The sequence below is a fragment of the Streptomyces sp. NPDC001985 genome (assembly GCF_040296845.1).
Classification (GTDB): domain Bacteria; phylum Actinomycetota; class Actinomycetes; order Streptomycetales; family Streptomycetaceae; genus Streptomyces.
In genome coordinates this window covers 17460-33373 of record NZ_JBEOYB010000028.1, presented here as the reverse complement: position 1 = coordinate 33373, position 15914 = coordinate 17460, and the positions used below count along the sequence as shown (strand labels likewise).

The 15914-nt window shown below is 72.4% G+C and carries 12 protein-coding genes and 1 tRNA gene; 11 read left to right on the top strand and 2 right to left on the bottom strand.

The annotated features are described in order from the left end of the window. Positions 1-567: 567 nt before the first annotated feature. Complete coding sequence (locus ABT122_RS15010) at positions 568-849, top strand: HU family DNA-binding protein (RefSeq protein ID WP_003954777.1); 282 nt, start codon at positions 568-570, stop codon at positions 847-849. Positions 850-1010: 161 nt separating this feature from the next. Here the strand turns inward: ABT122_RS15010 and murA are convergent, their stop codons facing one another. Beyond that, positions 1011-2351, bottom strand: a complete 1341-nt coding sequence (gene murA / locus ABT122_RS15005; protein WP_351550850.1) for a UDP-N-acetylglucosamine 1-carboxyvinyltransferase — start codon at positions 2349-2351, stop codon at positions 1011-1013. Positions 2352-2628: 277 nt separating this feature from the next. Here murA and ABT122_RS15000 point away from each other — a divergent pair, with 277 nt between their 5' ends. The 10 genes from ABT122_RS15000 (at position 2629) to ABT122_RS14955 (ending at position 15656) form a co-directional block, all read left to right on the top strand. Continuing rightward, entirely contained in the window at positions 2629-3189 is a 561-nt protein-coding gene (locus ABT122_RS15000; protein ID WP_351550847.1) for a YqgE/AlgH family protein, read from the top strand. A 55-nt stretch (positions 3190-3244) separates the two neighbouring features. After that, positions 3245-3532, top strand: coding sequence for a DUF3039 domain-containing protein (locus ABT122_RS14995; protein ID WP_351550844.1), 288 nt, complete (start codon positions 3245-3247; stop codon positions 3530-3532). 310 nt (positions 3533-3842) lie between these two features. Further along, positions 3843-5147, top strand: coding sequence for an extracellular solute-binding protein (locus tag ABT122_RS14990; RefSeq protein ID WP_351550841.1), 1305 nt, complete (start codon positions 3843-3845; stop codon positions 5145-5147). A 5-nt stretch (positions 5148-5152) separates the two neighbouring features. Beyond that, a complete protein-coding gene (locus tag ABT122_RS14985) occupies positions 5153-6130 on the top strand; it encodes a carbohydrate ABC transporter permease (protein WP_351550838.1) in 978 nt (325 codons plus the stop codon). 11 nt (positions 6131-6141) lie between these two features. Further along, the gene (locus ABT122_RS14980; RefSeq protein WP_451068892.1) at positions 6142-6975 is read left to right on the top strand and encodes a carbohydrate ABC transporter permease; all 834 of its coding nucleotides are present in this window, start codon (positions 6142-6144) and stop codon (positions 6973-6975) included. A gap of 90 nt (positions 6976-7065) precedes the next feature. Next, on the top strand, positions 7066-8718 hold the full coding sequence (locus ABT122_RS14975) for a beta-N-acetylhexosaminidase (RefSeq protein WP_351550832.1): 1653 nt from the start codon (positions 7066-7068) through the stop codon (positions 8716-8718). A gap of 287 nt (positions 8719-9005) precedes the next feature. Then, positions 9006-9902, top strand: coding sequence for an FAD binding domain-containing protein (locus tag ABT122_RS14970; RefSeq protein ID WP_351550829.1), 897 nt, complete (start codon positions 9006-9008; stop codon positions 9900-9902). After that, on the top strand, positions 9899-12112 hold the full coding sequence (locus ABT122_RS14965) for a 2Fe-2S iron-sulfur cluster-binding protein (protein ID WP_351550826.1): 2214 nt from the start codon (positions 9899-9901) through the stop codon (positions 12110-12112). The genes ABT122_RS14970 and ABT122_RS14965 overlap by 4 nt, the downstream gene beginning before the upstream one ends. Beyond that, positions 12109-14394: a xanthine dehydrogenase family protein molybdopterin-binding subunit gene (locus ABT122_RS14960; protein ID WP_351550823.1), complete on the top strand. Its 2286-nt coding sequence runs from the start codon at positions 12109-12111 to the stop codon at positions 14392-14394. The genes ABT122_RS14965 and ABT122_RS14960 overlap by 4 nt, the downstream gene beginning before the upstream one ends. A 719-nt stretch (positions 14395-15113) precedes the next feature. Then, positions 15114-15656, top strand: a complete 543-nt coding sequence (locus ABT122_RS14955; RefSeq protein WP_351550821.1) for an AAA family ATPase — start codon at positions 15114-15116, stop codon at positions 15654-15656. Positions 15657-15754: 98 nt separating this feature from the next. Here the strand turns inward: ABT122_RS14955 and ABT122_RS14950 are convergent. Continuing rightward, positions 15755-15826, bottom strand: a tRNA-Cys gene (locus tag ABT122_RS14950). Positions 15827-15914 lie beyond the last annotated feature (88 nt).

The following is a 15914-nucleotide window of genomic DNA, read 5'->3' as shown; positions in this document are numbered from 1 at the left end:
CGGACGGGCTGAAATGGCTCGGGCCTCCTGTGGCGCGGGGTCCGTCCTCAAGCTTCCCCGGAGCTGCCTCTGGGAGGTGCCCCCGGACGGGCTGAGGGTGCTCGGGCCGCCCGGGGTGCGCGGGGCGGAGGGGGGCGGGCTTCGCGGAGGGCGTACCCCCGGTCGCGGCGGGGGCGCCGGACACTTACAGTTCTCATCACAGCCCCCGCCCCAGGGCCACCCCCCGAGGCGGTGTCTCCCCGCAACCCGACCGGCTCGCCCGCCCTGACCTCCGGCGCGTCGTGGGATGCCGGGCCCCGGCCGCCGATCTAGGGTGGCGGACCATGGCCCCGGCGGCTCCACGGAGTCCCCGCCTGGTGAACGGAGCGTCACCACGATGTGGTAGTGGCGCTTTTCGTGTGACTCAGGAGGGTGCCGGATTGGCGTTCCCGCCGTTGGTGGGGGCAGGATGCGTAACCGGGCGAGAGGGTCTGATGCAGACCCTGGTCCGGGGACTGTCAGAGGGCCCTGGCAGCATCGGCTTCGATCTCACGCCTCACAGGCAAGTAGAAACACGGGAGTAAGAACATGAACCGCAGTGAGCTGGTGGCCGCGCTGGCCGACCGCGCCGAGGTGACTCGCAAGGACGCCGACGCCGTGCTGGCCGCCCTCGCCGAGACCGTCGGCGAGATTGTCGCCAAGGGCGACGAGAAGGTCACCATCCCCGGCTTCCTGACCTTCGAGCGCACCCACCGTGCGGCTCGTACCGCGCGTAACCCGCAGACCGGTGACCCGATCCAGATTCCGGCCGGTTACAGCGTGAAGGTTTCGGCGGGCTCGAAGCTGAAGGAAGCGGCCAAGGGCAAGTAAGCCTTCCGGCTTACCCGCACGACCGCTGAACACGACAAGGGCGGCCACCCTGCCAGGGTGGCCGCCCTTGCTGCGTCCCGTGCTCCGGGGCGGGCCCGGGAGCCCTGCCCGGCCCTCCCGGCCGCCCCAGGGCCCCCGGGAGCCCCACAGGGCCCTGTGGGCTAGACCAGCGCCCCGCCGGGCAGTTCCACCTTCGCGCCCAGCTCCACGAGCTTCTCCATGAAGTTCTCGTAGCCCCGGTTGATCAGGTCGATCCCGTGCACGCGCGACGTGCCCTGCGCCGCCAGCGCCGCGATCAGATACGAGAAGCCGCCGCGCAGGTCGGGGATGACCAGATCCGCGCCCTGGAGCTTCGTCGGCCCCGACACCACCGCCGAGTGGAGGAAGTTCCGCTGCCCGAAGCGGCAGTCCGAACCGCCCAGGCACTCGCGGTAGAGCTGAATGTGCGCACCCATCTGGTTGAGTGCCGAGGTGAAGCCGAGCCGGGACTCGTAGACCGTCTCGTGGACGATGGAGAGCCCCGCCGCCTGGGTGAGCGCCACGACCAGCGGCTGCTGCCAGTCGGTCTGGAAACCGGGGTGCACGTCCGTCTCCAGGGCGATCGCGTTGAGCGAGCCCCCGGGGTGCCAGAAGCGGATGCCCTCGTCGTCGATCTCGAAGGCGCCGCCGACCCGGCGGTAGGTGTTCAGGAAGGTCATCATCGAGCGCTGCTGGGCGCCCCGCACATAGATGTTGCCCTCGGTCGCCAGCGCCGCCGAGGCCCAGGACGCGGCCTCCAGACGGTCCGGCAGCGCCCGGTGGGTGTAGCCGCCGAGCCGGTCGACACCGGTGATCCGGATCGTCCGGTCGGTGTCCACGGAGATGATGGCGCCCATCTTCTGGAGCACACAGATGAGATCCTCGATCTCGGGCTCCACCGCCGCGTTCGACAGCTCGGTGACGCCCTCCGCGAGCACCGCCGTCAGCAGCACCTGCTCCGTGGAGCCGACCGAGGGGTACGGCAGCTGGATCTTGCAGCCGCGCAGCCGCTGCGGGGCCTCCAGATACTGGCCGTCGTCCCGCTTCTCTATCCGCGCGCCGAACTTGCGCAGCACGTCGAAGTGGAAGTCGATCGGCCGGCCGCCGATGTCACAGCCGCCCAGACCGGGGATGAAGGCGTGGCCGAGCCGGTGCAGCAGCGGGCCGCAGAAGAGGATCGGGATGCGCGAGGACCCCGCGTGGGCGTCGATGTCGGCGACATTGGCGCTCTCGACATGCGTCGGGTCGAGCACCAGTTCGCCGGGCTCCTCGCCCGGACGGACGGTCACCCCGTGCAGCTGGAGCAGCCCGCGCACCACCCGTACGTCCCTGATGTCGGGCACATTGCGCATTCTGCTCGGCTCGCTGCCGAGGAGAGCGGCGACCATCGCCTTCGGCACCAGGTTCTTGGCGCCTCGGACGCGGATCTCGCCCTCCAGCGGGGTCCCGCCGTGGACAAGCAGTACATCGTCTGTGCCGGTCATGAATCTCGCGTTCCGGAGGGGGTCCCCCTCGGTGGAGCAGGGGGACGTCGGGCAGAGGGTCAGAGAAAAGGGTAAGGGGCCACAGTCCCTGTGCCGTAAGGGCGGGGAGGCTGTGTGACGTCATGAGTTCGCTACAGCACGCTCGGTTGGGGGCGGGATGCGGAGTGTAATGTTCCGGATGTTCCCGGGCCGGTCCCCGCGCCCCCGGTGAGCTGCGCGGCGGCGCGGTCCTCAGGTCGGGCCCCGAGAACGGCGAAGATGCGGGATCATGTCTCGCATGACCGAGGTGTCCTCGCTCACAGGGCGGCTGCTCGTCGCCACTCCGGCCCTCGCGGACCCGAATTTCGACCGCGCGGTCGTGCTGTTGCTCGACCACGACGACGAGGGCTCCCTCGGCGTGGTCCTCAACCGGCCCACCCCGGTGGACGTCGGCGACATCCTGCTGCCCTGGGCCCCGCTCGCCGGCGAGCCCGGAGTGGTCTTCCAGGGCGGCCCGGTCTCCCTCGACTCCGCGCTCGGCGTCGCCGTCATCCCCGGCGACGAGGGCCCGCTCGGCTGGCGCCGGGTGTACGGGGCGATCGGCCTGGTCGATCTGGAGACCCCGCCCGAACTGCTCGGCGCGGCCCTCGGGTCGCTGCGCATCTTCGCCGGGTACGCGGGCTGGGGCCCGGGCCAGTTGGAGAGCGAACTGGAGGACGGCGCGTGGTACGTCGTGGAGTCCGAGCCGGGCGATGTCTCCTCGCCCCGGCCCGAGACGCTCTGGCGCGCGGTGCTGCGCCGCCAGCGCAGCGAACTGGCGATGTTCGCCACCTATCCGGACGATCCCTCGCTCAACTGACCGCGCGGACCCGGGTGCGGCCCGGGGGCGTCCGGCACGGGTACCCTTGGAGCTCATGAGCACTCTTGAGCCCGATCGCGGGACTGGGACGGGAACCCTCGTAGAGCCGACGCCGCAGGTGTCGCACGGCGATGGCGATCACGAGCGCTTCGCCCATTACGTCCAGAAGGACAAGATCATGGCGAGCGCCCTCGACGGCACTCCCGTGGTCGCGCTGTGCGGGAAGGTCTGGGTGCCGGGGCGCGACCCCAAGAAGTACCCGGTCTGTCCCATGTGCAAGGAGATCTACGAGTCCATGGGCCCCGGCGGGGACAAGGACAAGGGCGGCAAGGACAAGAAGTAGCGCCGACCGGGGCGGCGCCCGCGAGGGCGGCGCCCGCCGGCCCGCCGCGCGGGCAGGCCCCGGCATCACGGTGATACGGCCCCGGGGGCACGCGAGAAGCGTGCCCCCGGGGCCGTTTCCGTGTCCGCCCGCTCACCGGTTGTTCCCCTTCCCCCGCCCCGGGGCGCTTCGCGTTGCACAGGATGCGTCCGCCGGTCACAGAGTGGTTGAGACCTCTTGTCCCTTTGTGTGACCCGCTCTAGCCTCCTCGTGTTGTGCAGCACGAAACGTACGTTGCAGATGCTGCAACGCTCACCGTAGGGGACCGCTCATGAAGCTCAGCTCCCGTCTCGCCGCCCCCACCGCGGCTCTGGTGCTCGCGGGTCTCACCGCCACCGCCTGCGCCCCCCAGACCTCCGACAACAGCTCATCGAAGGACGAGAAGTCCGGGACCCTGCGCGTCTGGCTCTTCCAGGAGGTCAACAACGACCCCAAGAAGAAGGTCGTGGACGGTGCCGTCGCGGCGTTCACCAAGGAGAACAAGGACACCAAGGTCGAGGTCGAGTACATACCCGTCGAGACCCGCGCCCAGCGCATCAAGGCCGCCTTCAACGACCCGAAGAGCGCCCCCGATGTGATCGAGTACGGCAACACCGACACCGCCGGGTACGTCAAGGACGGCGGACTCGCCGACATCAGCGAGGAGTTCAAGGCCTGGGACGAGGCCAAGGACAGCGACCCGACCGCCACCCAGTCGGTCACCGTCAACGACAAGGTCTACGGCGCCCCCCTCTTCGTCGGTGTGCGGGCGCTGTACTACCGCACCGACGTCTTCAAGGAGCTGGGCATCCAGCCGCCGAAGACCCAGGAAGAGCTGATCTCCACCGCGAAGAAGATCCGCAAGGAGAAGCCGGACCTGTACGGCATGGCCGTCGGCGGCGCGTACACCTACGGCGCGATGCCGTTCATCTGGGCCAACGGCGGCGAGCTGGCCGAGGGCAGCGGCGGCTCCTACAAGTCGGCCATCGACAGCGACGCCTCCCAGAAGGGCATCAAGGCGTACACCTCCCTCTTCGGTGACGACAACTGTCCGGCGGCCAAGTGCGCGGCCATGACCGGCAACGCGGTCGTCACCGCCTTCGCCTCCGGCAAGGCCGCCATGGCGATCGGCGGCGACTTCAGCCACCAGGCCGTCGAGGCGGGCTCGGTCAAGGGCAAGTACGCCGTGGTGCCGCTGCCCGGCGCGAAGGAGGGCGAGATCGCGCCGGCCTTCGCGGGCGGCAACAACATCGGGGTGCTCAAGAGCAGCTCGCACCGCACCCTCGCCGTCGATCTGATGAAGGAGCTGGCCGGCAAGGAGTCCCAGCGCAAGTTCTTCGACGCCATGGGCTTCCTGCCGACCTACACCGATGTGCGCGGCGAGGTCGCGAAGGCCGAGCCCTTCGTCGAGCCGTTCGTGAAGACGCTCGGCGCGGGCGCCAAGTTCGTCCCCGCGTCCTCCGGGTGGGGCCAGATCGACGCCTCCCTCGTTCTGCCGACGATGTTCCAGGAGATCATCAGCGGCAAGAAGGACGTGGCCGCCGCCTCGGGCGACGCCGCCAAGAAGATGGACACCGCGTTCAACGACGCGGGCTGACCGATATGACGCACCACGCCACAGCAGCCGGCCCGGCCGCGGTCTCCCCGAAGACCGCGCCGGCCCCGGCCGAACGGAAACCCCCGAGGATCAGGCGCCACGGCCGCAAGGGCAGCGGCTGGACCCCCTGGCTCTATCTGCTGCCCGCGCTCGTCGTCCTGGCCGCGCTGCTGGTCTACCCGATCTACCAGCTCGGTCTGATCTCCTTCCTCGAATACACCCAGGCCCAGGTCAGCGGCGGCGAGCCCACCACCTTCAAGGGTTTCGGCAACTACCGGGAACTCTTCGCCGACAGCCAGTTCTGGCAGGTCCTGCTCTCCACGGTGCTCTTCGCCGCCGCCTGTGTGGTCACCACACTGGCCGTGGGATGCGCGCTCGCCGTGCTGCTCACCCGCGTCCGCGCACTGCCCCGGCTCGTCCTGATGATGGCCGCGCTCGGCGCCTGGGCCACCCCCGCGATCACCGGCTCCACCGTCTGGGTCTTCCTCTTCGACCCGGACTACGGCCCGGTCAACCGCGTGCTCGGCCTCGGCGACTTCTCCTGGACCTATGAGCGCTACAGCGCCTTCGCGCTGGTGCTCTTCGAGGTCGTCTGGTGCTCGTTCCCGTTCGTCATGGTGACCGTGTACGCGGGCATCAAGGCCATCCCCACCGAAGTGCTGGAGGCGGCCTCGCTGGACGGCGCCTCCCAGTGGCGGATCTGGCGCTCGATCACGGCGCCGATGCTCCGGCCCATTCTGGTTGTCGTCACCATTCAGTCCATCATCTGGGACTTCAAGGTCTTCACGCAGATCTATGTGATGACCAATGGCGGCGGTATCGCGGGCCAGAATCTCGTGCTCAATGTGTACGCGTACCAGAAAGCCTTCGCGTCCTCGCAGTACAGCCTGGGCTCGGCGATCGGCGTCGTCATGCTGCTGATTCTGCTGGTCGTCACCCTTGTCTATCTGCGCCTTCTGCGACGCCAGGGAGAAGAACTGTGAGCCGTACGAGCATGCTCCGCATCCGCCGTCCCTGGCGGCTCGCCGCCGAGGCGTTCGCGCTCGTCGTCGCGGTGGTCGTGGCCTTCCCGCTGTACTGGATGGTGCTCTCCGCCTTCAAACCGGCGGGCGAGATCCAGTCGACCGACGCGCTCCCCTGGACGCTCAATCCGTCGCTGGACTCCTTCCGCCGCGTCTTCGAGCAGCAGGAATTCGGACGCTATTTCCTCAACAGCCTCTTCGTCGCGACCGTCGTGGTCATCGCCTCCGCGCTGATCGCCTTCCTCGCCGCGACGGCGGTCACCCGCTTCAAGTTCAAATTCCGCACCACCCTGCTGATCATGTTCCTGGTGGCGCAGATGGTGCCGATCGAGGCGCTGACCATCCCGCTGTTCTTCCTGATGCGCGACGCGGGCCAGCTCAATACCCTCTGGTCGCTGATCCTGCCGCACATCGCCTTCTCCCTCCCGTTCGCGATCTGGATGCTCCGGGGCTTTGTGAAGGCGGTGCCCGAGGCGCTGGAGGAGGCCGCCTACATCGACGGCGCCAGCCGCACCCGATTCCTCTGGCAGATCCTCTTCCCGCTGGTCTTCCCGGGCCTGGTCGCCACCAGTGTCTTCTCGTTCATCTCGACCTGGAACGATTTCCTCTTCGCCAAGTCCTTCATCATCAGCGACACCTCGCAGTCGACCCTGCCCATGGCGCTGCTGGTCTTCTTCAAACCCGACGAGAACGACTGGGGCGGCATCATGGCGGGCTCCACCATCATGACCGTGCCCGTGCTGATCTTCTTCGTCCTCGTCCAGCGGAGGCTGGTCTCCGGTCTCGGCGGCGCCGTGAAGGACTGATGGACCCCCGGTGTGAAGGACCGGCAACGCCGTGTGGAGCGGCGGCAAGGGCCTGGCCACAGGCACAGAAAGCGATCAAGGATGGACGTCATGACGCTTGAGAACATTCCCGTGGATCTGATTCCGGCTCCCCGCGCCGCCGAAGTCACCGCCGGCGGCAGCTTCACCCCCGACGCCCGCACCACCCTGTTCGCGGGACCGGGCACGGGCACCACCGAGCGGTGGCTGCGCTCGGTGGTGGGACCCGCGCTCGGGCTGCCACTGCCGCCGGGGGAGACCGAGAACGCGGAGAACTCCCTCACCCTCCTCGTCGACCCCAGCCTGGAGGCCGAGGCCTACCGGCTCCAGGTCGTGCAGAACCGGGGCGTCGAGATCCGCGGCGGCAGCGCCGCCGGGGTGTTCTGGGGCGCGCAGACCCTGCGTCAGCTGCTGGGCCCCGCGGCCTTCCGCCGGGCGGCCGTGGACCCCGAGGCGCTGCACAGCGTCGCCCCCCAGATCATCGAGGACCGGCCCCGTTTCTCCTGGCGCGGAATGATGCTCGACGTGGCGCGCCACTTCACCCACAAGACCGACATCCTGCGCTATCTCGATCTGCTGGCCGCCCATAAACTCAATGTCTTCCACTTCCACCTCACCGACGACCAGGGCTGGCGCGTCGAGATCAAGCGCCACCCCCGGCTGACCGAGGTCGGCGCCTGGCGCTCGCGCACGAAATGGGGCCACCGGTTCTCCGAACTCTGGGACGAGCGGCCCTACGGCGGCTACTACACCCAGGACGACATCCGGGAAATCGTCGCCTACGCGGCCGAGCGGCATATCACCGTCGTCCCCGAGATCGATGTGCCGGGCCACTCGCAGGCGGCGATCGCCGCCTACCCGGAACTCGGCAACACCGATGTCATCGACACCTCAGCCCTCTCCCCCTGGGACACCTGGGGCATCAATCCCAATGTCCTCGCGCCCACCGAGAACACCCTGCGGTTCTACGAGGGCGTCCTGGAGGAGATTCTGGAACTCTTCCCCGCCGATATCTCGCCCTTCATCCACATCGGCGGCGACGAGTGCCCCAAGGACCAGTGGAAGGCGTCCGCCACCGCCCAGGCCCGCATCGCCGAGCTGGGCGTCGGGGACGAGGACGGCCTCCAGGCCTGGCTGATCCGCCACTTCGACAGCTGGCTGACCGCCCGGGGCCGCCGGCTCATCGGCTGGGACGAGATCCTGGAGGGCGGCATCGCGCCCGGCGCCACCGTCTCCTCCTGGCGCGGCTACGCCGGCGGGATCGCGGCGGCCGAGGCGGGCCACGACGTCGTGATGTGCCCCGAGCAGCAGGTGTATCTGGACTTCCGTCAGGACGGCGGCCCCGACGAGCCGATGCCGATCGGCTGGGTCCGCACCCTGGAGGACGTCTACCGGTTCGAGCCGGTGCCGCCGAGCCTCGGCCCCGAGGCCCGCGCGCACATCATCGGCACCCAGGCCAATGTCTGGACCGAGGTGATGCAGGAGCGCGCCCGCATCGACTACCAGGTCTTCCCGCGTCTCGCCGCCTTCGCCGAGGTCGCCTGGTCCGAGCTGCCCGCCCCCGAGGAGCGCGACTACGCGGCGTTCGAGCGGCGGATGGGCAGCCACTACCGGCGGCTCGACGCCCTCGGTGTCGACTACCGGCCGCCCGGCGGCCCGTTGCCGTGGCAGAAGCGCCCCGGGGTGACCGGGTTCCCGCGCGAGGGGACGCCCCCGAACGTGTGAGTCGGCGCCAACCCCGGTGTCCGCCGCCCCGGACTCTGGGACCGTTGAACGGCCATGAGGAACAAGTCGTACAACAGCGTTGAAGACCGGCAATCCGTATGTGGTGCCGAAGATATGACAAAAGTGGACGCCGCTGTCGGAAGGGCGCATCCCTCGCGGATGCGTCCTTCGCGGACCCTCTCGCCGGTCGGCCCGGAAGATGTGCCAGAGTTGCCACGTCCGGCCTGTGAGCACGTACGGTACGGCAACACGGGCGGGAACGCCGGACACCGGGAAGGGGCAGCTGGGTGACCACACACGCACCGCAGACAACGCGGTCGGTGACGCTGCCGACCACACTCGACGAGGCCGTCGCGGCGCTGACCGCCATGCCCGCGGCCGTGCCGGTCGCCGGGGGAACGGACCTCATGGCGGCCGTCAACCGGGGCCAGCTCAGGCCCGCCGGACTGGTGGGCCTCGGCCGGATCAGCGAGATCCGCGGCTGGCGCTACCAGGACGGCCACGCCCTCCTCGGCGCCGGGCTCACCCACGCCCGGATGGGCCGTCCCGACTTCGCCGCCCTCATGCCCGCGCTCGCGGCGTCCGCGCGCGCCGCCGGACCCCCGCAGATCCGCAACGCGGGCACCCTCGGCGGCAATATCGCCACCGCCGCCCCGACCGGCGACAGCCTGCCCGTGCTCGCCGCGCTGGAGGCGGAGCTGGTCATCGCCGGCCCCGGCGGCGTCCGCCGCGAACTGCCCGTCTCCCATCTGCTGACGGGCCGCGAGCTGCTCGCGCCGGCCGAACTCATCGGCTATGTGCGGGTACCGCTGCTGCACGCCCCCCAGGTCTTCCTGAAGGCGACAGGACGCACCGGACCCGGCCGCGCCACCGCGTCCGTCGCCGTCGTCCTCGACCCCGTGCGGCGCGGGGTGCGCTGCGCGGTGGGCGCCATCGCGCCCATGCCGCTGCGGCCCATGGACGCCGAGCGCTGGATCGCCTCGCTCATCGACTGGGACGGCCGGCGCGGGCTCGCGGCCGAAGCGCTCACCGCCTTCGGGGAGTACGTCGCCACCGCGTGCATCCCCGACCCGCCACCGCCGGCCGACGGCGAGGAGCAGGCCGTCCACCCGCCCGCCGTACTGCATCTGCGGCGCACCGTCGCCGCGCTGGCCCGACGTGCACTGGGGAGGGCGCTGTCATGAGCAACAGCAGCGACAACAGCGGCAACAGCGGCAACAACGCCCACGGCGACAGCGGGGCGCACCCGCACCAGCACGCCCAGCGGCAGGGGCACCCCGCCGAGCACGGCGGCTGGCAGCCGACGCCCCACGGCGAGTACGACTACGAGGCCACGGCCTTCGTGCACATCCCGCCGGAGGACATGCCGGGCGCCTCCCCGCTGGAGGCCCCCGGGCACGGCTATGTGCCGCCGATGATCCTGCCGCTCACCCCGGCGGCCGACCCGCAGGTCCCGGAGGCCTGGCAGGACCACCGGTCCCACCAGGCCGCCGAGGACCACGGTCACCAGGTCTGGCCGGAGCCGGGCGGCCACCCCGCGCCGTACGCCGCCGACCCCGGGCAGCGCGGTCCCGGGGGCCCGGAGGTCCACGGCGAGGGGCATCCCGGCGCCGATCCGCACGCCACCGGGCAGTGGGCGTTCCAGGACGCCCCGCACTCCGCGCCGGGCGCGGACGTCACCGGGCAGTGGACCATTCCCGTCGCCCGCGGGGATCTCCCCGAGGAGACGGGGGAGTTCACCGCCTCCATGCTCCACTCCCAGTGGAACTCGGCGCCCGCGACCCTGCCCGGCGGCGCCACCGCGCCCTGGGCCGCCGAGCCCCCCTCCACCCTCCCGGGCGGCGCTCCCGCGCCCTGGGCCACCGGCCCCGAGGACCGGGCGTTCCCGCCCGCGCCCCCGGCACCCGGGGAGGGCCGGGCCGCCGGGCCGGACGCCCACGCCCCCGGCGGGCCCGGCCCCCGGGACACCGAACCGCCCCGGGAGCAGGCCGCCGCCGCGCCCACGGCCCACGCGCCCGCCGCCCACGCGCCCGCCGCCCACGCGCCCGAGGCCCCCGCCCCGGCGGCGCCGGACGCACGGGAACCGGCCCCGGACACCACCGCGACCGGCACCCACGCCCCCGCCGGGCCCGCCGCCCCCCCGGCCGGGGAACACCCCGCCGACCACGGGAGCGGTGCGCCGACCGCCGTCCCCCCGGCACCCGAAGACCTCCCGGAGCCCCACCCGGCGGGGCTCCTCGCCGCCGGGGAACCGGACCAGGCCGCCCCGGCCGACCCGGCGACCGCCCCGGGGCCGTCCGGCACTGCGGTCTCCGAGGACCACGCCTTCGGCGCCGAGCCCGAGGCCCAGGCCGGCCCGGCCCCGGCCGACGGGTCCGTCCCGCCGTCCGCCACTCCGGCGGCCGGGGGCCACGGCTTCGCCGCCGACCCCCCCGGGACAGGTGCGCCCCGGGCCCACGGCTCCCCGGTGACCGGCGAGGAGACCGCCGGAGAGCCGCCGGCTCCCGAGGCCGCGGGAACGGAACGGGCCGAAGCGACCGAAGGAGCCGAGGGGGCCCCGCGGTCTCCCGGGGCACTCGCGCCCGACACCCCCGGCCCCGGCGCCCCGGAACCCCGTGAGGACCCGGTCGCGGACGCGGCTCCCGCGCCGGACACCGACGTGGCCGGCGCGCCCGGCACCGGCGAGCCGCCCGCCGCCGCCCCGGCCACGGAGCCGGAAGGGGCCGCCCCCGCGCCCCCTCCCGTCCCCGATTCCGCCGCGGCCCTCGCCGCCGCCGCGCAGGAGCACCCGCCCACCTCCTACGTCCTGCGGGTCAACGGCACCGACCGCCCCGTCACCGACGCCTGGATCGGCGAGTCCCTGCTCTACGTCCTGCGCGAGCGCCTCGGCCTCGCCGGCGCCAAGGACGGCTGCTCCCAGGGCGAGTGCGGCGCCTGCAACGTCCAGGTGGACGGCCGGCTGGTCGCCTCCTGTCTGGTGCCCGCGGCGACCGCCGCCGGCTGCGAGGTCCGTACGGTCGAGGGGCTCGCCACCGACGGCGAACCCTCCGACGTCCAGCGGGCCCTGGCCGCCTGCGGCGCCGTCCAGTGCGGCTTCTGCATCCCCGGCATGGCCATGACCGTCCATGACCTGCTGGAGGGCAACCACCGCCCCACCGAACTGGAGACCCGCCAGGCCCTCTGCGGCAACCTCTGCCGCTGCTCGGGCTACCGCGGAGTCCTCGACGCCGTACGGGAGGTGGTGGCGGGCCGGGAGGCCTCCGCCGCCGCCGCCGCGGAGGCGGGCGAAGCCGCGCAGGCCGCCCACCCGGCGGCGGATGCCCGCATTCCGCACCAGGCGCCCCCCGGCGCCGGTAGTGTGCAGCCCCACCCGCATGACGGAGGCATGGCGTGACCAACGACGCGGCCCCCTTCCCCCGGCCGGAGCAGCCCGCCCACGGCCTCGGGACCTCGCTCCTCCCGGCCGACGCCCGGGCGAAGACCGAGGGCACCTTCCCGTACGCCTCCGACCTCTGGGCCGAGGGCCTGCTGTGGGCGGCGATCCTGCGCTCGCCGCACCCCCACGCCCGGATCACCGGCATCGACACCTCGGCGGCCCTGGAGATGCCCGGGGTCCGCGCGGTCGTCACCCATGAGGACATCCCCGGTGACACCTCGTACGGGCGACGCATCGCCGACCGGCCCGTCTTCGCCTCCGAACTGGTGCGCCACCACGGCGAGGCCATCGCCGCCGTCGCCGCCGACCACCCCGATACCGCCCGGCTCGCCGCCGCCGCCATCGCCGTCGAGTACGAGGTGCTGGAGCCGGTCACCGACCCGGAGAAGGCGTTCGCCGCCGAGCCGCTGCACCCCGACGGCAATCTGATCCGGCACATCCCGCTGCGCTACGGCGACCCGGACATCGCCGGGGAGATCGTCGTCGAGGGCCTCTACCGCATCGGCCGCCAGGACCCCGCGCCGATCGGCGCCGAGGCCGGTCTCGCCGTACCGCGCCCGGACGGCGGGGTCGAGCTGTACGTCGCCTCCACCGACCCGCACACCGACCGCGATCTCGCGGCCAACTGCTTCGGCCTGGAGCCGGACCGGGTGAAGATCGTGGTCACCGGTGTCCCCGGTGCGACCGGCGACCGCGAGGACCCCGGCTTCCAGCTCCCGCTGGGGCTGCTGGCGCTGCGCACCGGCTGCCCGGTCAAGCTGACCGCCACCCGCGAGGAGTCCTTCCTCGGCCACGCCCACCGCCACCCGACGCTGCTGCGCTACCGCCACCACGCCGACGCGGACGGCCGGCTGGTGAAGGTGGAGGCACAACTCCTGCTGGACGCGGGCGCCTACGCCGACTCGTCCTCCGAGTCCCTCGCGGCGGCCGTCGCCTTCGCCTGCGGCCCCTATGTCGTCCCGCACGCCTTCATCGAGGGCTGGGCGGTCCGCACCAACAACCCCCCGTCGGGCCATGTGCGCGGCGAGGGCGCGATGCAGGTGTGCGCCGCCTACGAGGCCCAGATGGACAAGCTCTCCGTCAAGCTCGGACTCGACCCCACCGAGCTGCGGCTCCGCAATGTGCTCGCGACCGGTGACATCCTCCCCACCGGCCAGACCGTGACCTGCCCGGCCCCGGTCGCCGAACTGCTCCAGGCCGTACGGGACTTCCCGCTGCCGCCGCTGCCCAAGGACACGCCCGAGGACGACTGGCTCCTCCCCGGCGGCCCGGAGGGCGCGGGCGAGCCGGGCGCGGTGCGCCGGGGCGTGGGGTACGCCCTGGGCATGGTGCACATGCTCGGCGCCGAGGGCACCGACGAGGTCTCCACCGCCACCGTCAAGATCCACGACGGTATCGCCACCGTCATCTGCGCGGCCGTCGAGACCGGCCAGGGCTTCACCACCCTCGCCCGCCAGATCGTCCAGGAGACCCTGGGCGTCGACGAGGTCCATGTCGCCGCCGTCGACACCGACCAGCCCCCCGCGGGCCCCGCCGCCCACGGCCGGCACACCTGGGTCTCGGGCGGCGCGGTCGAACGGGCCGCGAAGATGGTCCGTACGCAACTGCTCCAGCCGCTGGCCCACCAGTTCGGCATGTCCACCGAGCTGCTCCAGATCGCCGACGGCAAGATCACCTCGTACGACGGCGTCCTCTCCACCACGGTGATGGAGGCGATGGAGGGCAAGGAGCTGTGGGCCACGGCCCAGTGCCGTCCGCACCCCACCGAGCCGCTCGACGAGACCGGCCAGGGCGACGCCTTCGTCGGCATGGCCTTCTGCGCGGTGCGCGCGGTGGTCGATGTGGACATCGAGCTGGGCTCGGTCCGGGTGGTCGAGATGGCGGTCGCCCAGGACGTGGGCCGGGTGCTCAACCCGGCGCAGCTCGCCAGCCGGATCGAGGCGGGGATCACCCTCGGGGTCGGCACGGCCCTCACCGAGAACCTGCGCTCGGCCCGGGGGGTGATCCGCCACCCCGACCTCACCGGATACGCCCTGCCGACCTCGCTCGACGCGCCCGACATCCGCATTGTGAAGCTGGTGGAGGAGCGGGACGTGGTGGCGCCGTTCGGCGCGAAGGCGGCGAGCGCGGCCCCCGTGGTCACCTCCCCGGCGGCGGTGGCGGCGGCCGTCCGCGCCGCCACCGGCCGCCCGGTCAACCGCCTTCCGATCCGCCCCCAGGCCGCCGTCGCCCACGGCTAGGGAGTTTCTTTCGGATCGGGCCGGATCGGTGAGCGGGGTCCGGTGCGGTGGATCGCGAGCCCGGCACGATCCGAAAGAGACGACCCAGGGCTTCGGGAGGCCGTCGGCGAGGGCGGTGCGCGCTCGCCTGGAGGGCGGCCCGCCCGCCCGCCGTGTACACCGGCACCGCACCGAGCGGGAAGACATCGGACGAGGCCCGCCCGGCGGCCCAGGGCCTGTTCGGGCGCGCCGGAACCGGGGGGCGCCGGGGTCCGGCCGGTGGGGGTGAGGGTGAGTCGGCTCGGGCGGCGGCCATCGCCGTGTTCGCCGCCCCCGGGCTGCTCACGGCCGCCCGCGCCACGGGCGGGGGCGGGGTCGGGCCCCGCCTCCCGTACGGGAAGGAGCCAGGGCCCGGAGAGGTGCCGGGCCGCGTCCGCCCGCCTCGGCGGCGAACCGCCCGGGGCCGGCGCCGCCGGAGGGGTCGCGAGCGGGACCGTGCGGGCGCCGTCGCCGCCGCGCGGGCGGGAGATCCGGGGCCGTCCGGGGCGAGCCGCCAATGATCTCGTACACCCCGATCCGGCCCTGTGCCGGTGTGTGCTCCCGCCCCGGTGTGTGCCGCGGTGGTGCCATCCCCGTGCCCCCGTGTCCCCGTGTCCCCGTGTCTCGTGTGGTTCCTGAGTGCCCTGAGCTGTCTGGGGCAGGGATGGCGGGGCCGAGGGGTCCGGGGATAGCGTCGGATCATGAGCGAGCAGTTGAACTCGGCCGTCGTCCTCATCACCGGGATCATGGCCTCCGGCAAGTCCACGGTCGCCCAGGCACTGGCGGAGCGGCTCCCCAGGGCGGCGCATGTCCGGGGTGATGTCTTCCGCCGTATGACGGTCTCCGGCCGGGTCGAGATGGGCTCACCCGACGAGGCCGAGGCCCTCGCCCAACTCCGCCTCCGCCACCGCCTCTCCGCCCGCACGGCCGACACCTACGCGGAGTCCGGCTGGACGGCGGTGGTGCAGGACATCGTGATCGGCGCCGACCTCCCCGCCTGTCTCACCCTCATCCACACCCGGCCCCTGTACGTGGTGGTTCTGGCCCCCACCCCCGCCGCGGTCACGGCCCGCGAGTCCGCCCGCCCCAAAACGGGCTACGGCCCGCCCTGGACGGTCGAGGCCCTGGACACGGCCCTCCGCCGCGACACCCCGCGCCTGGGCCTCTGGCTGGACACGAGCGACCAGACGCCTCAGGAGACGGTGGACGCGATTCTGGGGGACCTGGGAGGGGCCCGCGTCTGAGCGGGGCGGGGCGGGCGCGGGAGAGCCGCGCCTGCTGTGTCTTTCCGGGGGTGCCCCCGGGACCTCCGGTCGGAGGCCCCGGTACGGGTGTCGATGAGAGGCCGTGATCGGAATCGAACCGACCTAACTCGCTTTGCAGGCGAGTCCCTCAACCACTCGGGCACACGGCCGTGTGCTGGAACTGATCCGACCGTAGGCCGCCGCGGGCGGTGGGCTCAAGCGATCTCCGCATCCCGCAATACGACTGCCACACGGCGT

What these genes read in the sequence shown, in the direction of transcription:
- ABT122_RS14985 (WP_351550838.1), top strand. Translation starts at nt 5,153, where the DNA reads ATGACGCACCACGCCACAGCAGCCGGCCCGGCCGCGGTCTCCCCGAAG.
- ABT122_RS14980 (WP_451068892.1), top strand. Translation starts at nt 6,142, where the DNA reads ATGCTCCGCATCCGCCGTCCCTGGCGGCTCGCCGCCGAGGCGTTCGCG.
- ABT122_RS14995 (WP_351550844.1), top strand. Translation starts at nt 3,245, where the DNA reads ATGAGCACTCTTGAGCCCGATCGCGGGACTGGGACGGGAACCCTCGTA.
- ABT122_RS14965 (WP_351550826.1), top strand. Translation starts at nt 9,899, where the DNA reads ATGAGCAACAGCAGCGACAACAGCGGCAACAGCGGCAACAACGCCCAC.
- ABT122_RS15010 (WP_003954777.1), top strand. Translation starts at nt 568, where the DNA reads ATGAACCGCAGTGAGCTGGTGGCCGCGCTGGCCGACCGCGCCGAGGTG.
- ABT122_RS14975 (WP_351550832.1), top strand. Translation starts at nt 7,066, where the DNA reads ATGACGCTTGAGAACATTCCCGTGGATCTGATTCCGGCTCCCCGCGCC.
- ABT122_RS14955 (WP_351550821.1), top strand. Translation starts at nt 15,114, where the DNA reads ATGAGCGAGCAGTTGAACTCGGCCGTCGTCCTCATCACCGGGATCATG.
- ABT122_RS15000 (WP_351550847.1), top strand. Translation starts at nt 2,629, where the DNA reads ATGACCGAGGTGTCCTCGCTCACAGGGCGGCTGCTCGTCGCCACTCCG.
- ABT122_RS14990 (WP_351550841.1), top strand. Translation starts at nt 3,843, where the DNA reads ATGAAGCTCAGCTCCCGTCTCGCCGCCCCCACCGCGGCTCTGGTGCTC.
- murA (WP_351550850.1), bottom strand. Translation starts at nt 2,351, where the DNA reads ATGACCGGCACAGACGATGTACTGCTTGTCCACGGCGGGACCCCGCTG.